The following is a 19,168-nucleotide window of genomic DNA, read 5'->3' on the forward strand; positions in this document are numbered from 1 at the left end:
CTCTGCGTGGGAATGCAGCCCGGGACGCTCCGCGTCCCTTTCGATCGCACAAAAAAAAAGGGCGACCGAAGTCGCCCAAAATGCCTTGCGTGCTCATTGCTCCAGAAAGAACTACGGTTTTCTCCGCTTATGCGAATCCTTCCAGATAAAAAATCCAAACCCTGCAAAAAACAGAACCATGAGGCCGACTGTCAGCACTCCGGCGATCACCACGTTATCGAAAAACATGACTGGCCTCCTGGACTTGCCCTGTTGCGATGGGGCTAAGTTAACCAATCGGGCAGGAGAGAAAATTGACCGGGATCAATGCCGCCCGAGACTGGGCGTAAAGGAAGGGAAATAACTGACCTGCATCAACAGATGCAGGGTGTTTCAACGCTTTTTCGGTTTGTTCTTCGGCTTTTTCTTCGCTTTACCCAACGGCATGGCCTGCTCAAATGCCTGGCGCACTTCGTTCAGGCGCTTTTCATTAAGGTCATGAACCCGTTTGGCACGTTCAGAATTGAGGTCGATCAGCTTGTCATCTTGGCTCATGGCGTTCAGTGCATCGCTTGGAAATGAATTCAGCTGCCGGCTAAAGGCGACAGGATTGCGCCAATAATGCGGTCTGGCGCGGGCGCTGACCAGTCTCCGACACTTCAGATCTCGATATCGACCCACAACCCCTGACGTGGCTGACTCTCCATCAACGGCACCACCGGCACGGTATTGTCGGCATTGAGCTCATTACCGGGGATCGCCAAATGCTCTTCAGGATCCTCATCGGCCTCGCGACGGCGCCGCTCCCGTTCCTGTTGCCGACGCTGCTCCTCGCGCAGCTGCAGGCCCGCCTCTTCCGGGTCGCGGTTTTGCAGGTCGATGGTGCTTTCATTGGAGCTTTCCTGCACCGACACCACGGGGGGAATATCCGGGCGCTGGCGGATCGGATCCTGCTGTGAAGTGATCGGCACGGCGCTCAAGGGGAGCATCGGTGGCAGCATATTTTTGGTCTCCTGTCAGCAGGCTGTCGGCTGCGGGGATGGCGACTTGAGCCATCGGTCGAAAACTTGTGACCCAACGCACAGACAGGAGCTGCCGAAGGCTGCGATCTTTTCAGGACATGAAGATCAAAAGATCGCAACCTTCGGTAGCTCCTATTGAGTAATCCTTTGGCCCTGAAGGCTCATTCCGTTAAGATAGCCCGCTTTTTCAAGGTGGGAGTCAGGCAGCATGGCGCAGCAGTATCAACCGGGGCAACGCTGGATCAGTGACAGCGAAGCCGAGCTGGGTTTAGGCACCGTTCTAGCACAGGACGGCCGCTTGTTGACCGTGCTCTACCCGGCCACTGGCGACACTCGCCAGTATGCGCTACGGAATGCGCCCCTCACCCGCGTGCGGTTTTCGCCGGGTGACTCGATTACTCACTTCGAGGGCTGGAAACTGACCGTACAGGAAGTCGACGACATTGACGGCCTGCTGGTCTACCACGGCCTCAATGGGCAGAACGAAGTGGTCACCCTGCCGGAAACCCAACTGTCGAACTTCATTCAGTTCCGACTGGCGAGCGACCGTCTGTTCGCCGGCCAGATCGACCCGCTGGCCTGGTTCTCCCTGCGTTATCACACCCTGGAACACACCAGCCGCCAGTTGCAATCGTCGCTCTGGGGCCTGGGCGGTGTGCGCGCGCAACCGATCGCGCACCAGTTGCACATCGCCCGTGAAGTCGCCGACCGCATTGCGCCGCGGGTTCTGCTGGCCGATGAAGTGGGCCTGGGCAAGACCATCGAAGCCGGTCTGGTGATCCATCGCCAACTGCTCTCGGGCCGCGCCAACCGCGTGCTGATCCTGGTGCCGGAAAACCTCCAGCACCAGTGGCTGGTGGAGATGCGCCGCCGCTTCAACCTGCAAGTTGCACTGTTCGATGAAGAACGCTTCATCGAAAGCGATGCCACCAACCCGTTCGAAGACACCCAGCTTGCCCTGGTGGCGCTCGAATGGCTGGTGGAAGACGAGAAAGCCCAGGACGCGCTGTTCGCCGCCGGCTGGGATTTGATGGTGGTCGACGAAGCGCACCACCTGGTGTGGCACGAAGACCAGGTCAGCCCTGAGTACTCCCTGGTGGAGCAGCTTGCTGAAACGATCCCGGGCGTATTGCTGCTGACCGCAACCCCGGAACAACTGGGCCAGGACAGCCACTTCGCCCGTCTGCGCCTGCTCGACCCGAATCGTTTCCATGACCTGCATGCCTTCCGCGCCGAGAGCGAAAACTATCGCCCGGTGGCCGAAGCCGTTCAGGAGTTGCTGGACAAAGGGCGCCTGTCGCCTGAAGCGCACAAGACCATTCACGGCTTCCTCGGTAACGAAGGCGAAGCCCTGCTGAGCGCAGTCAACGATGGCGATACCGAAGCCTGCGCCCGTCTGGTCCGCGAACTGCTGGACCGCCATGGCACTGGCCGCGTGCTGTTCCGTAATACCCGCGCTGCCGTGCAGGGTTTCCCGGAGCGCAAACTGCACCCGTACCCGCTGCCGTGCCCGGCCGAATACCTCGAACTGCCGTTGGGCGATCACATCGAGCTGTACCCGGAAGTCAGCTTCCAGTCCCAGCCGGACGCCAACGAAGAAGAACGCTGGTGGAAATTCGACCCGCGCGTCGAATGGCTGATCGACACCCTGAAAATGCTCAAGCGCACCAAAGTGCTGGTGATCTGTGCCCATGCCGAAACCGCCATGGACCTGGAAGACGCCCTGCGCGTGCGTTCCGGCATTCCGGCCACGGTGTTCCACGAAGGCATGAACATCCTTGAGCGTGACCGCGCCGCCGCCTACTTCGCCGACGAAGAATTCGGCGCCCAGGTGCTGATCTGCTCGGAAATCGGCAGTGAAGGCCGTAACTTCCAGTTCTCGCACCATCTGGTGCTGTTCGACCTGCCGTCGCACCCGGACCTGCTGGAGCAACGCATCGGTCGTCTCGACCGGATCGGCCAGAAGCACGTCATCGAACTGCACGTGCCATACCTGGAAACCAGCCCGCAAGAGCGGCTGTTCCAGTGGTACCACGAAGCGCTGAACGCATTCCTCAACACCTGCCCGACCGGCAACGCCTTGCAGCATCAGTTCGGCCCGCGCCTGCTGCCGCTGCTGGAAGAGACCGACGATGGCGAGTGGAAAGCACTGATCGACGAGGCCCGCGCCGAGCGTGAGCGTCTGGAAGACGAACTGCACACCGGTCGCGACCGCTTGCTGGAACTCAATTCCGGCGGCGCGGGTGAAGGCGATGCGCTGGTCGAAGCGATTCTCGAACAGGACGATCAGTTCGCCCTGCCGATCTACATGGAAACCCTGTTCGACGCCTTCGGCATCGACAGCGAAGACCATTCGGAAAACGCGCTGATCCTCAAGCCCAGCGAAAAAATGCTCGACGCCAGCTTCCCGCTGGGCGACGACGAAGGCGTGACCATCACCTACGACCGCAACCAGGCGCTGTCTCGTGAAGACATGCAGTTCATCACCTGGGAACACCCGATGGTTCAGGGCGGCATGGACCTGGTCCTGTCCGGCTCGATGGGCAACACCGCCGTGGCGCTGATCAAGAACAAGGCGCTGAAACCGGGCACCGTGTTGCTGGAACTGCTCTATGTCAGCGAAGTGGTTGCCCCGCGTTCGCTGCAACTGGGCCGTTACCTGCCGCCGGCCGCCCTGCGCTGCCTGCTTGATGCCAATGGCAATGACCTGTCGGCCCGGGTGTCGTTCGAAACCCTGAACGATCAACTGGAAAGCGTGCCCCGCGCCAGCGCCAACAAGTTCATCCAGGCCCAGCGCGACCAGCTGACGCCACGGATCAACGCCGGCGAAGAGAAGATCACCCCGCGTCATGCCGAGCGCGTGGCCGAGGCACAACGTCGCCTGGCGGCCGATACCGACGAAGAACTGGCGCGCCTGACCGCCTTGCAAGCGGTCAACCCGACCGTGCGCGACAGCGAACTGGTTGCCCTGCGCAAGCAGCGCGAGCAAGGCCTGGCCATGCTCGACAAAGCGGCATTGCGACTGGAAGCGATTCGGGTGTTGGTGGCGGGCTAAACCGCCCTGCTCCATCGCCAAAGATGAAAAGGCCCGCAGCGATGCGGGCCTTTTTGTTTGCCTTGTCCCGCCCGCCGATCATTCCCACGCAGAGCGTGGGAACGATCAATCCTCAGGCCGTGACCGCAGCACCCTTTGGCTCAACCACCGCCACCAACCCTTCTTTCATCCGCTTGGCATCCCGCACAAAACACCGCGATGCCAAAAACAGAAACACCATGGTGAAAAACAGCGCCACCGGGATCAGGTACATCGCGTCATGCAGGCCGACAGCCTTGAATGCCTCGGTCATCTGCTCGGCACCCGCCGAGAGTATCGCGGTATGGGCGAAGTGATCGGACAGACCGCCCACCACCACCGGCCCCAAACCACCGCCCAACAGATACAACCCGGCAAAGAACAACGCCATCGCCGTCGCCCGCAGGCGTGGTTCGACCACGTCCTGAATCGCCGTGTACACGCAGGTGTAGAAGTTGTAGGCGAATAACCACCCCAGGCTGAATACCGCGACAAATACCCCGATCTCGATCCGCCCGGCATGCAGCGCCCAAGCCGTGCACAACGTCGAAATGATCAGGCTGAACGCGGCGAACAGCAGTCGCCCGTTGGCCACCCGCTGGTGAATCTTGTCGGCAATCCATCCGCCTAATGTCAGGCCGAACAACCCGGTCACTCCGACGATCACCCCGGTCGCCACCGCCGCGTCCTGTAACGGCATCAGAAAATAACGCTGCAGCATCGGCACCAGAAACGAGTTGCAGGCATAGGTGGCGAAGTTGAAACAAAGCCCTGCCATCACCAGCCACAGAAAAGTCGGCACCGCCAGCACTCGACGGATCGGCCGGTCCACACGCTCCTGTGAAACCTGCACGCTTTCCGCCGCGCCACGTTTCGGCTCTTTGATGAAGAACATGAAGACCGCCAGGATCAACCCCGGCACCGCCGCGATAAAGAACGGCGCACGCCAGCTGTCGAACGCCTTCACCATCGCACCAATGGTGAAGAACGCCAGCAGCAGGCCCAGCGGCAAGCCGAGCATGAAAATGCCCATGGCCCGCGCCCGACGATGCGCCGGGAACAAGTCGCCGATCAGCGAGTTGGCAGCCGGCGCGTAACTGGCTTCACCGATGCCGATGCCCATCCGCACGATCAGGAAACTCCAGAAACTGCCCACCAACCCGTTGACCGCGGTCAGCCCGCTCCATGCCGCCAGGCCCCAGCCCATCAGTTTGCTGCGCGAGCCAGTATCGGCCAATCGCCCCAGAGGCAGGCCGGCAATGGCGTAAACGATGGTGAATGCAGTCCCGATGATCCCCAGCTGAAAGTCGCTGAGGTGCCATTCCATACGGATCGGCTCGATGATGATCGCCGGAATGGTGCGATCGAAGAAGTTGAACAGGTTGGCCAGGAACAACAGGAACAGAATGCGCCAGGCATTCGCCGCTTGGGTCGAGTTCTGCATGGGTCCGTCTCTTTTTATTGTTGTTGGGGCCGTCACTGTCCCCGGAACCTCCAATCTAGTCAGGCCCGTCAGGGCTGTCTGTCATTATTCGCAAGGCTGATATCAGCCCATGGCGCCACACATAACCTGTGGGATCAGTGCTGTCAGGAAGCCAGGTTTTTCACCATCAGTCGCAGGCTGGAAAAATACCTCTGCGCCCCCCTTCCCAACGGCATGGCGAAGCCTAGAATAGCGGCCTTGTCTGCCCACCCCGTTCCCATTCCTCCTTTGATCATTGCCCATGTCCGAAGCCAGTCCGTGTCTGAATTGCGGTGCCTGCTGTTCTCATTTCCGCGTGTCTTTTTTCTGGGGTGAATGCACCTCGGCCGGGGGCACGGTGCCTGACGAACTGGTCACGTCCATCAGCCCCAGCCGGGTGGCCATGCTGGGCACAGACTGCAAACCTGTTCGCTGTGTCGGTCTGGTGGGTGAAGTGGGCAGCACCGTGCAGTGCTCGATTTATGATCAGCGCTCCAGCACTTGTCGGGAGTTCGACGCCTCTTGGGCCAATGGCGAGGCGAACGTGGATTGCGATGCGGCAAGGGCCGCGTTCGGGCTGCCCGCCCTGCAGCCTGAATTCGAAACGCCTTTTGAGCAGATCGCCTAAGGCTTGGCAGCGACCGCAATCAAGCCATTCGAAAAATATTTGACATCATTGCGCTATCATCCCTTGCGCTCCGTGTAAGCCCTCTATACTGCCAGCATTCGCCAGCGCGCATGACGCAGGCCAAGATGACTCACAGACGGGACATGCTATGGAGTGGCTTGGTTTGCATTTCATGACCGGGCTGCCGGACAGCGGGCAGGTCATACTCAATTGCACCCATAACCCGTTTCTGGTGTTGCTGGCCTATCTGGTCGCCTGCACGGCCGGTTTCGCCACGCTGGACATGACCGAGCGGGTGGGTCATGTGGAAAAGTCCGCCTCTCAACGACTCTGGCGCTGGGTCGGCGCCGGGTGTCTGGCGGGCGGTATCTGGTCCATGCACTTCATCAGCATGCTGGCGTTCCAGGTGCCGATCGAAATCCATTACCACCTGCCCACTACCCTGATCTCGCTGTTGTTCGCCCTGACCGCCTCGTGGCTGGCCATGTACACCCTGAGCCATCCCCAACTGAATTTCTGGCAATACCTGCGGGCAGCAGTGTGGATCGGCCTGGGCATCGCGACCATGCACTACGTGGGCATGGCCGCACTGCGATCGAATGCGCTGGTCTATTACCAACCCGCCCTGTTCGTGCTCTCCGTCGTGATCGCCATCGGTGCCAGCCTGGCTGCCCTGTTGATTTCCAGTCACTTGCGCGATGACACCGGTGCGTATCATCTACTGCTCAAATACACCGCCAGCCTGGTGCTCGGGGCCGGCATTGTCAGCATGCATTTCACCGGCATGGCATCGCTCAACCTGGTGCTGCCCGACGACAGCCTTCAACCGCTGCCCGGCGACAACAATCACCTGCAACTGGGGCTGACAGTGGCAGTGATGGCGCTGTTGATCATCGGCAGCAGCATCAGTGCCGCACTGGCGGACAAGAAGCTGCAACGCAAGGAGTCCGACCTGCAGCGGGTCAACGCCCTGCTCGGTCAACTGGATCAGGCACGCATGTCGCTGCAACAGGTGGCGCATTACGACCCCTTGACCAACCTGCTCAACCGCCGGGGCTTCAACCAGCTCTTCGCCGAAAAACTCATCGAAAAAACCAACGAGGGCGGCATGCTCGCGGTGATATTCCTCGACATCGACCACTTCAAGCGGATTAACGACAGCCTTGGCCATGATGCCGGCGACGAACTGCTCAAAGTCCTCGCCAGTCATATCAAGGCCTCGGTGCGCAGCCACGAAGACGTGGTGGCGCGTTTCGGAGGCGACGAATTCTGCCTCCTCATCAACCTGTACGACCGTGAAGAAGCGCGGCATATGGCCCAGCGCATCATGCTGAAAATGAAGGACCCCATCGAGTTGTCCGGACGGCGCATGGTCATGACCACCAGCATCGGCATCAGCCTGTTTCCGGAAGACGGCAAAACCTGCGAAGAACTGCTGAAGAACGCCGACCTGGCGCTGTATCAGTCCAAGGGCAGCGGTCGTAACGGGTTGCACTTTTTCAGTTCCAACCTGAAAGCCCGCGCCACCCTGGAGTTGCAACTCGAAGAAGAACTGCGTCACGCCCTGCGCGAAGACTCCGGGTTGATGCTGCATTACCAGCCAATCTATGACCTGAGAATCGGCCGAGTCACCAAACTGGAAGCGCTGGTCCGCTGGCAACACCCGGTTCACGGATTGCTGACGCCGGACCGGTTCATCGCCATCGCCGAGGCCAACGGCCTGATCGCCGAACTGGACAATTGGGTATTGCGCAAAGCCTGCGCAGACCTGGGCGAACTGTCCCGCCACGATTGCGAAGACCTCAAGATCGCAGTGAATTGCTCGCCCCTGAACCTGGCGCGAGAAGAACTGGCCGATGAAATCGAACACGCCCTGCGCATCTACGGGGTGACGCCCCAGCGACTGGAGCTGGAGGTGACCGAGAATGCGCTGATGGGCAATATTTCCAACACCCTGGTGTTGCTGCGGCAGATTCGCGCCCTTGGCGTTTCGTTGTCGATCGACGACTTCGGCACCGGCTATTCATCCCTGGCCTACCTCAGGCGCCTGCCATTAAACACGCTGAAGATCGACCGCTCGTTCATTCAGGACATCCCCAAGGCGACCCAGGACATGGAAATCGTCCAGGCCATTATCGTCATGGCCCACACCCTGCATTTGCAGGTCGTCACCGAAGGCGTCGAGACCCTCGAGCAATACGACTTTCTCCAACGCCACGGCTGCGATTTCGTCCAGGGCTACCTGCTTAGCCATCCGGTGCCGCTGGCTGAGTTGCGGCCGGTACTGGCCGAAATCAACCAGCACACGCATGCCGTCAATCCGTTGAGTCTGGCTCACGGTACAACTGCACTAACGTCGAAGGATCCTTTTCCAGGAACCCCTGCCCCCCATGGAGGCGCATCAGTTGTGCGGCCAATCCGCTGATCGGCGTGGCCGAACCCTGTTCGCGGGAAAACTTCACGGCGGTATCGAGATCCTTCAGCAACGTACGTACGTGCCATTTCACGGGCTCGAAACGGCTTTCGGCCATTTGCGGCGCGAGAATCTGCAACGGTTTTGAATCGGCGAAACCACCGGCCAGCGCCTCGGCAATGAGGCTGGCATCGACCCCGGAGCGCTCGGCCAAGCTCACCACTTCAGCAATGACCAAGGCATTGCAGGCGACGATCATCTGATTGCAGGCCTTGGTCACCTGCCCCGCGCCGACCGCGCCCATGTGGGTCACGCGCTGGCCAAGGGTCAGCAACACCGGCCGCACGCGCGCCAGGTCTGCCGCCTCGCCACCAACCATGATCGCCAGGCTGCCGGCCTCGGCGCCGACCACCCCGCCGGACACTGGCGCATCGAGCCAACCCATCCCGGTTTTATTGGCCAGTGCTGTGGCCATTTCCCGCGTTGCGGTGGGCTCCAGGCTGGAAAAATCCACCAGCAACTGGCCGCTTTTCGCCCCCTCGGCAACGCCAGCCGCGCCAAACACCACCTCACGAACCACCGCGGTATCGGCCAGGCACAACATCACCACGTCGGCGTGCTGACACAGCTCGGCCGGTGTCGCCACTTGCCGCGCACCAGCCTCGACCAGCGCTGCACACTTGGCCGGGTTGCGGTTCCACACCGTCAGCGGGTAACCGGCCGCCAACAGGCGTCGGCACATCGGCAAACCCATCAGGCCGATTCCGGCGAACCCCAGCGCAGGCAACGTTGCCATCATTTAGCCTCCCCTTGATTAAAGATCATCGAATATTGGCCGATTCATCATGGTTAAGGAAAGGATTCCCCCGAGCGATGTTCAGGCCAAGGCCCTGACGCTTGGGCTACATTCGCGCTAAAAAAGACGCGAGATCCCATTCCGTGATGACTCGATGACACTTGTCGCCGAGCCGACCAGTCCAGGTATATGGCGCACAATGACTTCTAAAAACAATCCGGCCACCGCGGTATCCGACCTGACCCTGAGCCCCGCGGCGAACAGCCCCTCATCGTCGAAGCCATTGCCCCCGTCGCGTCCGCTGTCGACTCAGCAATACCTGTACTTCACCGAAACCAATACCGACCGCATCCTCGACAACCTCGACGGCCTGCGCGACCTGGTGTTCCCGCGCCCGCCCCATCTGGAAGGCGACAACGAACAGCACAACGACCAGGAATTCCCCTCGGTGTGCCTGATCGGCCTGGGCCGCTGCGGTTCGAACATCGCGCTGGACGTGGCGGAGCTGGTGTACAACGCCCGCAAGTTCTACCTCAACGAATTCAACAACGAAGACCGTCCGTCGCCGGATAAACGCTACGCCGAAAAGGGCTACAGCCCGGCGCAGTGGATTCGCAACAACCTGCGCCTGGGGCCGAACAAGGCCACCAAACCGGTATTCCTGGTGGAACCGCTGGTGATGCTCGGCGACCTGGACAAGGACATCGCCGGTCGCATCCGTTTCTCGCGCAAGGGCGAAAAAAGCGGCTTTTTGCGCGACTACAGCAAAATGAAAATCATGGACTTGTCGGAAGTCCACGCCGGTGGCGCCGGTAACGCGCCGATCCTCGGCCAGTACCTGGCCAAGATCATCCTGAACAAGGACACCCAGCGCTTCTCCAGCCCCGACTGGAAGATGATTCACTCGTACCTGATCGACAGCTGCGGGATCAAGGCCAACCAGTCGCGCCTGTACTTCTCGATCTTCAGTGCCGGCGGCGGTACCGGTTCGGGCATGGCCTCGGAATTCGGCCTGGCCCAGCAGCACTCGTACATGAACAAGACGTTCGACACCAAGCCGATGGACGAACACGACGGCAAGAGCGGCCATTCCTTCGTCTTCGAGCCGATCTTCACCAGCGGCATCTGCGTACTGCCGAACATTTCCGATCACCGCAGTGAAATGTCCGAAGCGCTGCACATCAACGCCGGTCGCCTGCTGTGCAAATACCTGTCGGAAGAGTGGGACTTCTCCTACAACTTCGCCAACGAAGACAGCAGCGAAGCCAGCGTCATGGGCCGTATCCGTCCATGGAACGCGATGATGCTGATCTCCAACGACATCATGCGTTATGCCGAAGAAAGCGATGACGGCAACATCCAGAACATCGACGTCAACGCGATGGAAAAGCACGCCAACCAGTACATCTCACAGCAGATCTTCAACATTCTGACGGCGCAGGCGGTCACCACCGACTACGACCAGAACTATTTCCGTCGCGCCGGTATCGACATCGGCGAAACCATTCGCCTGGACGCCAACGACCTGTTCATGAGCCTGGCCGGCCCGGTGGCAATTGCCTACGCCGAGTCCGTGGTGCCGGAAACCCCGCCGCCGAGCAGCGACAAATTCAAGGTGTTCGACAAAGAGCCGCAGCGCTTGAACATCGACGATCTGTTCTTCCGTTCCATCGACCTGCCGCACTTCAACAAAGTCACTCAGGCGATTGAAGGCATCAGCCTGTTGCCAATCGAGTCCAAGCGCTACCGCGCCTCGCTCGAGCAGTACAAGAATTCGGGCTATGACGCAGCCGCCTTGCACGACCTGCACTTCTTCAAGAACTGCTCGTCGGTGGTGTCGATCGTGTCCCTGCCTAAAGACTACAAACTGTCCTACATGGACCTGAACCGGTTGAAGACTCACCTCAACAGTCTGTTCCCCAACACCACGCTCAAGCGTTATGCATTGGTAATCGGCGCCTCGGCCAACCTGTCGCTGACCACCCTGATCGCCAAGAGCCCATGCCTGTCGGACGACTTCCTGACGCTGATCGTGGCGTTCATCAAGCGTTGCTTCGCAAAAAATCCGTATCGCTTCGACGAAACGCTGGATAACTCGATCCTGGACTTCATCATCCATGAAGACTTCGACGAAGACCGGATCGACGACCTGCTCAACGAATTCGAAAACCCGGCGAAGATCCTCGACACCAACTGGTACGCGATCAAACCGATGTACGAGAAGAAGTACCGCGAGCTGATCAACGACAAGGACAAGTTCGTCTCGATCAATGACATTCGTTTGTCGCGCGATTGCGTGAAGAAGGCGATCAAGTACCTGCGCGAGATCTACCGTCACCGGATTGGCAAGACCAAGGTTATTTCGCTGAATAACCATACGGGCAAGACGGCTTATTGAGGTCGAGCCTTTAACGATCGCAGCCTTGTGATGATCGTTTCCACGCTCCGCGTCCGCTTTTGGGGCGCAGAGCGTCCCGGGCTGCATTCCCACGCAGAGCGTGGGAACGATCACAACACCCAGAAACAATTGAGCAGCCCATCGGCTGCTCAATAAACTGTTCCCGTTACGTTTACGTCACCGTTATACCGGCCTTTCTGTGGCCTTTCTCCACGGCAACGTGCCATCACGCTACTCGGCTACACACTTTTGCCCGACAAAACCAAGCACCGAATCGGTGCAAGCATTCAAGCCTTCGCCCTTTCCTGGATCATAATCCACGGCGAAACAACCACGGCCCACAGCTCCGGATCACGCTCGAAAAGATCCAGCGCCCGCGTTTCAGACAGCTTGGCGACCTTGTCGGCGGCCAGCCAGGCAGCGACTTTCTCGCCTTCATCGGTCGCCACCGCCTCCGCCGCAGCAATCAAATCCAGGCTTGGGTCGACCCACAATAGGGCACCCTTGGCGAAGAACGGCTCCAACTCTTTCCAGGTAATAGATGCGGTTTCACCAAGCAGCTTGGCATAGAGGGTGCTAGGTTCTTGAGTCATGGGTTCCTGTCCGCAAAAGAAATCGATGTGAATGATAACGTCGGTGTTGCGCCAGAAAAACCCGGATGCAATTGCGTTACCGATTGAAAAACCCGGGAAAGCCAGGGAATGCTGCTGCTTCAAGTATTAGCCAGCTAACATCCTGCCGCGATTCTGTCTTTTTCTTTCAACAAAGCGACACCCTCAGGTTTTGCCCCCTGGCGCCAGCTTCCCAGGCTAACAATCGGCGCTCTACACTGTACCGGTACAGTTGCCGGGGGCATTTTCCGGAGGATATCGACGATATCTGACCCGGTTCTGCTGCTACGGCGCCAGGACTATAAAAACTACAACAGTAAGAGTGGAGCACTATGACTAAGGCTACTAAGCAGATTTCAAAACTGTTTGCCGCTATGGTTCTGGCCGGGGTTGCCAGCCATTCGTTCGCCGCCGACACCATCAAGATCGGCATCGCCGGCCCTAAAACCGGCCCGGTCACTCAATACGGCGACATGCAGTTCATCGGCGCCAAGATGGCCATCGAGCAGATCAACGCGAAGGGCGGCGTCGACGGCAAGATGCTCGAAGCCAAGGAATACGACGACGCGTGCGACCCTAAACAAGCCGTGGCCGTCGCCAACAAAGTGGTCAACGATGGTGTGAAATTCGTGGTCGGCCACCTGTGCTCCAGCTCCACCCAGCCAGCTTCGGACATCTACGAAGACGAAGGCGTGATCATGATCACCCCGGCCGCCACCAACCCGGACATCACTACCCGTGGTTACAAGCTGGTGTTCCGCACCATCGGCCTGGACAGCGCCCAGGGCCCTGCCGCCGGTAACTACATTGCCGATCACGTAAAACCGAAAATCGTTGCCGTGCTGCACGACAAACAGCAATACGGTGAAGGCATCGCCACCGCCGTGAAACAGACCCTTGAGAAGAAAGGCGTCAAGGTTGCCGTGTTCGAAGGCCTCAACGCCGGTGACAAGGACTTCTCCTCGATCATCCAGAAGCTCAAGCAAGCCAACGTCGACTTCGTCTACTACGGCGGCTACCACCCGGAGCTGGGCCTGATCCTGCGTCAGTCCCAGGAAAAAGGCCTGAAAGCCAAGTTCATGGGGCCTGAAGGCGTCGGCAACGACTCCATCTCGCAAATTGCCCAGAATGCTTCCGAAGGCCTGTTGGTCACCCTGCCGAAATCCTTCGACCAGGACCCAGCCAACAAAGCCCTGGTACAAGCCTTTGCCGACAAGAAGCAGGACCCAAGCGGTCCGTTCGTGTTCCCGGCCTACTCGGCTGTCGAAGTGATTGCCGAAGGTATCAAGGCTGCCAAGAGCGAAGACACCGCCAAGGTGGCTGAAGCCATTCACAAAGGCACCTTCAAGACCCCGACCGGTGATCTGTCGTTCGACAGCAAGGGCGACCTGAAAGACTTCAAATTCGTGGTCTATGAGTGGCACTTCGGCAAACCAAAAACCGAAGTTTCCCCTCAGTAAGCTAGCGCCATGATTAATAAAGCCCACTGCGCAAGCAGTGGGCTTTGTTTTACGAGATTAATGAGTCAGAGTCCCGCGATCCGGGAGTTGGCTTACCTGAAAATCTTAAAACCGTCACCAGCGGTTCGCTGGCAAACGCTCGTGCGAAGGTGGCCACAGACCACACAGCCCGGGCCGGAACATGACTCCACCAGTGAAATGCGTATCAGGTTTTTAGGAGCGCTGTAATGCCTGAGATCTATCACTTCTTCCAACAGCTGGTTAATGGGATGACCATTGGCAGCACCTATGCCCTTATAGCCATTGGCTACACAATGGTTTACGGCATTATTGGAATGATTAACTTCGCCCATGGCGAGGTCTACATGATCGGTTCCTACGTGGCCTTCATCGTCCTTGCCGGACTGGCCATGCTGGGTATCCATTCTCTGCCGTTGTTGATGACCGCCGCTTTCCTGGCGACCATCGTAGTGACCAGTGCCTACGGCTACAGTATCGAACGGATCGCCTACCGCCCTCTGCGGGGCAGTAACCGTCTGATCCCGCTGATCTCCGCCATCGGCATGTCGATCTTCCTGCAGAACTCCGTACTGCTCTCGCAGGACTCCAAGGACAAATCGATCCCTAACCTGATTCCGGGCAGCTTCAGCTTCGGTCCAGGCGGCGCACAGGAAGTGCTGATCTCCTACATGCAGATCCTGGTGTTCGTGGTGACCCTGGTGGTGATGCTCTGTCTCACCCAGTTCATCTCGCGTTCACGTCTGGGACGCGCCTGTCGGGCCTGTGCCGAAGACATCAAGATGGCCAACCTGCTGGGCATCAACACCAACAACATTATCGCCCTGACCTTCGTCATCGGTGCCGCCCTGGCGGCCGTGGCGGCAGTACTGTTGAGCATGCAGTACGGCGTGATCAACCCTAACGCCGGATTCCTGGTAGGCCTCAAAGCCTTTACCGCGGCGGTGCTGGGTGGCATCGGCAGCATTCCGGGCGCCATGCTCGGTGGTCTGGTGCTGGGGGTAGCCGAAGCATTCGGCGCCGATATATTCGGTGACCAGTACAAGGACGTGGTGGCTTTCGGCCTTCTGGTCCTGGTGCTGTTATTCCGGCCAACCGGCCTGCTGGGTCGTCCGGAGGTTGAGAAAGTATGACTAGGAATCTTAAACAGGCGCTGTTCAGCGCCCTGCTGGTATGGGCCGTGGCCTATCCGGTACTCGGCCTGAAACTGTCCATCGCCGGGATCAACCTCGAAGTGGAAGGCGCCAGCACCTCCACGCTGATCATCATCGCCACCTGCTCGGTGCTGATGTTCCTGCGTGTGCTGTTCGACCGCGAATACTCGGCGGCCATGAGCTCCGTGCCCAAGGGCAAACTGATCCCGGCCAGCGCGAGCCACTTCCTGACCCTGCCGACCACCCAGCGCTGGATCATCATGGCGTTGATCGTCGTGGCACTGGTCTGGCCGTTCTTCGGTTCACGCGGTGCGGTGGACATCGCCACGCTGATCCTGATCTACGTGCTGCTCGGCCTGGGCCTGAACATCGTGGTCGGTCTGGCCGGCCTGCTCGACCTCGGTTACGTCGGCTTCTACGCCGTGGGTGCCTACAGCTATGCGCTGCTGTCGCACTACTACGGGCTGAGCTTCTGGATCTGCCTGCCGATCGCCGGCCTGATGGCGGCCACATTCGGCTTCCTGCTCGGTTTCCCGGTGCTGCGCCTGCGCGGTGACTATCTGGCGATCGTGACCCTGGGCTTCGGTGAGATCATCCGTCTGTTCCTGCGTAACCTGACGGGCCTCACCGGCGGACCGAACGGCATCAGCAACATTCCCAAACCGTCGCTGTTCGGCCTGACCTTCGAAAGAACGGCCACCGAAGGCATGCAGACCTTCCACGAGTTCTTCGGCCTGACGTACAACCCGGTCAGCAAGGTGGTTTTCCTCTACCTGGTGGCGCTGTTGCTGGCACTGTTCGCGCTGTTCGTGATCAACCGCCTGCTGCGCATGCCGATCGGCCGTGCCTGGGAAGCCTTGCGCGAAGACGAAATCGCCTGCCGTGCCCTGGGCCTGAACCCGACCGTGATCAAGCTGTCGGCCTTCACCCTGGGTGCCTGCTTCGCTGGTTTCGCCGGTAGCTTCTTCGCCGCGCGCCAAGGGCTGGTCACGCCGGAGTCGTTCACCTTCATCGAGTCGGCCACCATCCTCGCCATCGTGGTGTTGGGCGGCATGGGCTCGCAGTTGGGCGTGGTTCTCGCGGCTGTCGTGATGATCCTGTTGCCCGAACTGATGCGTGACTTCAGCGAATACCGCATGTTGATGTTCGGCGCCTTGATGGTGCTGATGATGATCTGGCGCCCTCAAGGTCTGCTGCCCATGCAACGTCCTCACATGGAGCTGCGTAAATGAGCAGAGAGATCCTGAAAGTAGATGGCCTGAGCATGCGCTTCGGCGGCCTGTTGGCGGTCAACGGCGTAGCCTTGAGCGTCAAAGAGAAACAAGTGGTCTCGATGATCGGCCCCAACGGCGCCGGCAAGACCACTGTATTCAACTGCCTGACCGGGTTCTACAAACCCACCGCCGGCACTATCCAGCTCAACGGTGAAGCGATCGAAGGCCTGCCCGGCCACAAGATCGCCGGCAAAGGCGTGGTGCGGACTTTCCAGAACGTGCGGCTGTTCAAGGACATGACCGCCGTGGAAAACCTGCTGATTGCTCAGCACCGGCACCTGAACACCAACTTCCTGGCAGGCCTGTTCAAGACCCCGGCGTTTCGCCGCAGCGAACGCGAGGCGATGGAATACGCCGAGTTCTGGCTGGAAAAGGTCAACCTCAAGGAGTTCGCCAACCGCCCGGCCGGCACCCTGGCTTATGGTCAGCAGCGCCGCCTGGAAATTGCCCGCTGCATGATGACCCGTCCAAGCATCCTCATGCTCGACGAACCGGCCGCCGGCCTCAACCCGCGGGAAACCGACGACCTCAAGGCGCTGATCGGCACCCTGCGTGAAGAGCATAATGTGACGGTGCTGTTGATCGAACACGACATGAAACTGGTCATGAGCATTTCCGACCATATCTTCGTGATCAACCAGGGCACACCGTTGGCCAACGGCACGCCGGAGCAGATCCGCGACAATCCTGAAGTGATCAAAGCCTACCTGGGGGAAGCGTAAATGCTGCAGTTCGAAAACGTTTCCACCTTCTACGGCAAGATCCAGGCGCTGCACAGCGTCAACGTCGAAGTCCGCCAGGGCGAGATCGTGACCCTGATCGGCGCCAACGGTGCCGGCAAGTCGACCCTGCTGATGACCCTCTGCGGTTCGCCGCAAGCCCACAGCGGCAGCATCCGCTACATGGGCGAAGAGCTCGTCGGCCAGGACTCGTCGCAGATCATGCGTAAAAGCATCGCCGTGGTTCCGGAAGGCCGTCGGGTGTTTGCCCGCCTGACCGTGGAAGAAAACCTCGCCATGGGCGGGTTCTTCACCGACAAGGGCGATTATCAGGAACAGATGGACAAGGTTCTGGGACTTTTCCCACGCCTGAAAGAACGCTTTGCCCAACGCGGCGGCACCATGTCCGGCGGCGAACAGCAAATGCTCGCCATCGGCCGCGCGTTGATGAGCAAGCCCAAGCTGCTGCTGCTCGACGAGCCATCGCTGGGCCTGGCACCGATCATCATCCAGCAGATCTTCGACATCATCGAACAACTGCGTAAGGACGGTGTGACGGTGTTCCTGGTGGAGCAGAACGCCAACCAGGCCCTGAAAATCGCCGACCGTGCCTACGTGCTGGAAAACGGCCGGGTGGTGATGAGCGGGACCGGTGAAGCGCTGTTGACCGACCCGAAAGTACGCGAAGCGTACCTCGGCGGTTAAGCCTTTGCGGTAAACAAAAAACGGCCTTCGGGCCGTTTTTTTGTGCCTGGCACAAACCTCACCGAAGGCCGCTCCTACGGGGCTGTGTATCTTTAGCACAACCTGAATGATAAAGAAGAAGCCCTGTCGGAGGAGCCCCGCCTCATAAACGTCATTGATCTATAGAGTCATCTTGCATATATTTGTATCTACAGACAAACAAGAAGTGATCAACATGACAGCAGCCTCCCAGGCACAAGGATTCACCAAAGACCAGTGCGTGACTGGTTTGCGAGCAGCTGTAGGCATACTCGAAAAGTGGCAGGCATCGGGCGATCAGGCCTGTCGTATCCTGCGCATTTCCCGCAGTACGTACTCACGGGCAAAGCAGCGCGATCCCGATTGGTCCGTAAACCTGGATTCAGACCAGATGCAGCGCATCAGTTTTATTCTCAACATCCATGCCGTTCTGCGTCTTGTCTTTGATAACCCTGAGAACGTCTATGGTTTTCCGACGATGGCGAACGAAAACGAGTTCTTCAACGGGCGTACCCCGCTCGAAATCATGTCCCAGGGGGATATGATTTCCTTGTACGAGACGTTTCGGCGGATCGACGTGCTGCGAGGCGCACAATGGTAATGGTGAGCCAGTTGCCAGTATTGGCCGGTGAGCAGTTGCAGGCCTACCGATTGATCAATTCAAAGTTTCCGCCCATTGCGTTGTTTGACGACGTGGCGGACGCGAACGAATTTGATGTTCTGTATCAGATACAGGCCCTCACAAATCCGAGGCTGCAAAATGAGGTAGGTCGGCTTGAGCTGATACCGCGTGCGGAAATTCCCTTTGGCATCCCTGGATGCTCTTATGCGACAGCCCCTTTCACCCACGTCAACCCAACTGGCTCGCGTTTCAGCGATGGCAGTTTCGGCGTGTTGTACTTGGCTGCCTCGATGGAAACTGCTCTGGCTGAGGTACAGCATCACCAAAATCAGTATTGGTCGAATGTCCAGAATCTCAATTACGAGAGGTTTGTTTTCCGGGGGTTATCCTGCACTTTCGTTGACGAAGCAATGAGGGATGCCGTATCCATTCCGATGCACGATCCTATCTACGATCCCGTCGACTACACGCACTCACATCGCTTGGGTAAGGTAGTCAAGGATGCAGGGGGCCTTGGCCTGCGATACAACTCCGTGCGTATGCATGGCAACTACTGCTGGGCGCTGATGACTCCCAGACCAGTCTCATCAGTCATTCAAACAGCCCACTACGAGATGATCTGGAACGGTCAGATCACTAGCGTTAATAAAATCAGCATTGCATGACTGTCTTATCGGCGCGATAGCACGAATCCGTTGTCAGTCAGCATCAATGCTAAATGTCATGACGCTATCGCGCGCCCTCCCACAGGGGATTGATGGTGTTTTGAGGATTTTTGAAAAAAATCTGCAGTCAGCTGTAACACCCCGCCCTGTC

17 protein-coding genes are annotated in these 19,168 nt (G+C 58.9%); 11 read left to right on the plus strand and 6 right to left on the minus strand.

All coding sequences use genetic code 11. From position 1 onward, the window contains the following. Positions 1–111: 111 nt before the first annotated feature. The 3 genes from ccoM to PGR6_RS22305 all read right to left on the minus strand — a co-directional run bounded on the left by ccoM (position 112) and on the right by PGR6_RS22305 (position 980). Positions 112–228: a cytochrome c oxidase subunit CcoM gene (gene ccoM / locus PGR6_RS30605; protein WP_018926882.1), complete on the minus strand. Its 117-nt coding sequence runs from the start codon at positions 226–228 to the stop codon at positions 112–114. A 144-nt stretch (positions 229–372) separates the two neighbouring features. Then, on the minus strand, positions 373–534 hold the full coding sequence (locus tag PGR6_RS30265) for a hypothetical protein (protein ID WP_007935839.1): 162 nt from the start codon (positions 532–534) through the stop codon (positions 373–375). A 104-nt stretch (positions 535–638) separates the two neighbouring features. After that, entirely contained in the window at positions 639–980 is a 342-nt protein-coding gene (locus PGR6_RS22305) for a hypothetical protein (RefSeq protein ID WP_018926883.1), read from the minus strand. Positions 981–1,209: 229 nt separating this feature from the next. Between PGR6_RS22305 and rapA the strand changes: the two genes are divergently transcribed. Next, entirely contained in the window at positions 1,210–4,056 is a 2,847-nt protein-coding gene (gene rapA / locus PGR6_RS22310) for an RNA polymerase-associated protein RapA (protein WP_018926884.1), read from the plus strand. Positions 4,057–4,168: 112 nt separating this feature from the next. On the opposite strand, the gene PGR6_RS22315 is transcribed toward rapA, so the two are convergent. Then, entirely contained in the window at positions 4,169–5,536 is a 1,368-nt protein-coding gene (locus PGR6_RS22315; RefSeq protein ID WP_257784393.1) for a spinster family MFS transporter, read from the minus strand. Positions 5,537–5,798: 262 nt separating this feature from the next. Here PGR6_RS22315 and PGR6_RS22320 point away from each other — a divergent pair, with 262 nt between their 5' ends. Further along, positions 5,799–6,164: a YkgJ family cysteine cluster protein gene (locus tag PGR6_RS22320; RefSeq protein ID WP_018926887.1), complete on the plus strand. Its 366-nt coding sequence runs from the start codon at positions 5,799–5,801 to the stop codon at positions 6,162–6,164. Between the two features lie 148 nt (positions 6,165–6,312). Beyond that, positions 6,313–8,589, plus strand: coding sequence for a putative bifunctional diguanylate cyclase/phosphodiesterase (locus tag PGR6_RS22325; RefSeq protein WP_064619895.1), 2,277 nt, complete (start codon positions 6,313–6,315; stop codon positions 8,587–8,589). Here the strand turns inward: PGR6_RS22325 and PGR6_RS29695 are convergent. Continuing rightward, the gene (locus tag PGR6_RS29695; protein ID WP_168206183.1) at positions 8,480–9,376 is read right to left on the minus strand and encodes an NAD(P)-dependent oxidoreductase; all 897 of its coding nucleotides are present in this window, start codon (positions 9,374–9,376) and stop codon (positions 8,480–8,482) included. The genes PGR6_RS22325 and PGR6_RS29695 overlap by 110 nt on opposite strands. Positions 9,377–9,572: 196 nt before the next feature. Between PGR6_RS29695 and PGR6_RS22335 the strand changes: the two genes are divergently transcribed. Continuing rightward, entirely contained in the window at positions 9,573–11,771 is a 2,199-nt protein-coding gene (locus tag PGR6_RS22335; protein ID WP_018926890.1) for a hypothetical protein, read from the plus strand. A gap of 287 nt (positions 11,772–12,058) precedes the next feature. Here PGR6_RS22335 and PGR6_RS22340 read toward each other — a convergent pair whose 3' ends face one another. Next, entirely contained in the window at positions 12,059–12,364 is a 306-nt protein-coding gene (locus PGR6_RS22340) for a DUF2288 domain-containing protein (RefSeq protein ID WP_064621344.1), read from the minus strand. Between the two features lie 350 nt (positions 12,365–12,714). Here PGR6_RS22340 and PGR6_RS22345 point away from each other — a divergent pair, with 350 nt between their 5' ends. The 7 genes from PGR6_RS22345 to PGR6_RS22375 all read left to right on the plus strand — a co-directional run bounded on the left by PGR6_RS22345 (position 12,715) and on the right by PGR6_RS22375 (position 19,017). Beyond that, entirely contained in the window at positions 12,715–13,842 is a 1,128-nt protein-coding gene (locus PGR6_RS22345; protein ID WP_019580926.1) for a branched-chain amino acid ABC transporter substrate-binding protein, read from the plus strand. 227 nt (positions 13,843–14,069) lie between these two features. After that, positions 14,070–14,993 (plus strand): high-affinity branched-chain amino acid ABC transporter permease LivH, encoded by a 924-nt coding sequence (gene livH, locus PGR6_RS22350; RefSeq protein ID WP_018926893.1) that lies wholly within the window; start codon positions 14,070–14,072, stop codon positions 14,991–14,993. Continuing rightward, the gene (locus tag PGR6_RS22355) at positions 14,990–16,246 is read left to right on the plus strand and encodes a high-affinity branched-chain amino acid ABC transporter permease LivM (protein ID WP_064619898.1); all 1,257 of its coding nucleotides are present in this window, start codon (positions 14,990–14,992) and stop codon (positions 16,244–16,246) included. Before livH ends, PGR6_RS22355 begins: the two co-directional genes overlap by 4 nt. After that, positions 16,243–17,010 carry a high-affinity branched-chain amino acid ABC transporter ATP-binding protein LivG gene (gene livG, locus PGR6_RS22360; RefSeq protein ID WP_018926895.1) on the plus strand — a complete coding sequence of 256 codons (768 nt, stop codon included), beginning with the start codon at positions 16,243–16,245 and terminating at the stop codon, positions 17,008–17,010. The genes PGR6_RS22355 and livG overlap by 4 nt, the downstream gene beginning before the upstream one ends. After that, entirely contained in the window at positions 17,011–17,712 is a 702-nt protein-coding gene (locus PGR6_RS22365) for an ABC transporter ATP-binding protein (protein WP_018926896.1), read from the plus strand. Between the two features lie 214 nt (positions 17,713–17,926). Beyond that, entirely contained in the window at positions 17,927–18,331 is a 405-nt protein-coding gene (locus tag PGR6_RS22370; protein WP_064619901.1) for an antitoxin Xre-like helix-turn-helix domain-containing protein, read from the plus strand. Further along, positions 18,325–19,017, plus strand: a complete 693-nt coding sequence (locus tag PGR6_RS22375; protein WP_064619904.1) for an RES family NAD+ phosphorylase — start codon at positions 18,325–18,327, stop codon at positions 19,015–19,017. The genes PGR6_RS22370 and PGR6_RS22375 overlap by 7 nt, the downstream gene beginning before the upstream one ends. Positions 19,018–19,168 lie beyond the last annotated feature (151 nt).

Source organism: Pseudomonas sp. GR 6-02 (genome assembly GCF_001655615.1).
Lineage (GTDB): Bacteria > Pseudomonadota > Gammaproteobacteria > Pseudomonadales > Pseudomonadaceae > Aquipseudomonas.

Excerpts from the sequence above, each read along its gene's own strand:
- PGR6_RS22320 (WP_018926887.1), top strand. The coding sequence starts at position 5,799 with ATGTCCGAAGCCAGTCCGTGTCTGAATTGCGGTGCCTGCTGTTCTCAT.
- PGR6_RS22370 (WP_064619901.1), top strand. The coding sequence starts at position 17,927 with ATGACAGCAGCCTCCCAGGCACAAGGATTCACCAAAGACCAGTGCGTG.
- PGR6_RS29695 (WP_168206183.1), bottom strand. The coding sequence starts at position 9,376 with ATGATGGCAACGTTGCCTGCGCTGGGGTTCGCCGGAATCGGCCTGATG.
- PGR6_RS22345 (WP_019580926.1), top strand. The coding sequence starts at position 12,715 with ATGACTAAGGCTACTAAGCAGATTTCAAAACTGTTTGCCGCTATGGTT.
- PGR6_RS22365 (WP_018926896.1), top strand. The coding sequence starts at position 17,011 with ATGCTGCAGTTCGAAAACGTTTCCACCTTCTACGGCAAGATCCAGGCG.
- PGR6_RS22335 (WP_018926890.1), top strand. The coding sequence starts at position 9,573 with ATGACTTCTAAAAACAATCCGGCCACCGCGGTATCCGACCTGACCCTG.
- livH (WP_018926893.1), top strand. The coding sequence starts at position 14,070 with ATGCCTGAGATCTATCACTTCTTCCAACAGCTGGTTAATGGGATGACC.
- rapA (WP_018926884.1), top strand. The coding sequence starts at position 1,210 with ATGGCGCAGCAGTATCAACCGGGGCAACGCTGGATCAGTGACAGCGAA.
- ccoM (WP_018926882.1), bottom strand. The coding sequence starts at position 228 with ATGTTTTTCGATAACGTGGTGATCGCCGGAGTGCTGACAGTCGGCCTC.
- PGR6_RS22375 (WP_064619904.1), top strand. The coding sequence starts at position 18,325 with ATGGTAATGGTGAGCCAGTTGCCAGTATTGGCCGGTGAGCAGTTGCAG.
- PGR6_RS22355 (WP_064619898.1), top strand. The coding sequence starts at position 14,990 with ATGACTAGGAATCTTAAACAGGCGCTGTTCAGCGCCCTGCTGGTATGG.
- PGR6_RS22340 (WP_064621344.1), bottom strand. The coding sequence starts at position 12,364 with ATGACTCAAGAACCTAGCACCCTCTATGCCAAGCTGCTTGGTGAAACC.
- livG (WP_018926895.1), top strand. The coding sequence starts at position 16,243 with ATGAGCAGAGAGATCCTGAAAGTAGATGGCCTGAGCATGCGCTTCGGC.
- PGR6_RS30265 (WP_007935839.1), bottom strand. The coding sequence starts at position 534 with ATGAGCCAAGATGACAAGCTGATCGACCTCAATTCTGAACGTGCCAAA.
- PGR6_RS22305 (WP_018926883.1), bottom strand. The coding sequence starts at position 980 with ATGCTGCCACCGATGCTCCCCTTGAGCGCCGTGCCGATCACTTCACAG.
- PGR6_RS22325 (WP_064619895.1), top strand. The coding sequence starts at position 6,313 with ATGGAGTGGCTTGGTTTGCATTTCATGACCGGGCTGCCGGACAGCGGG.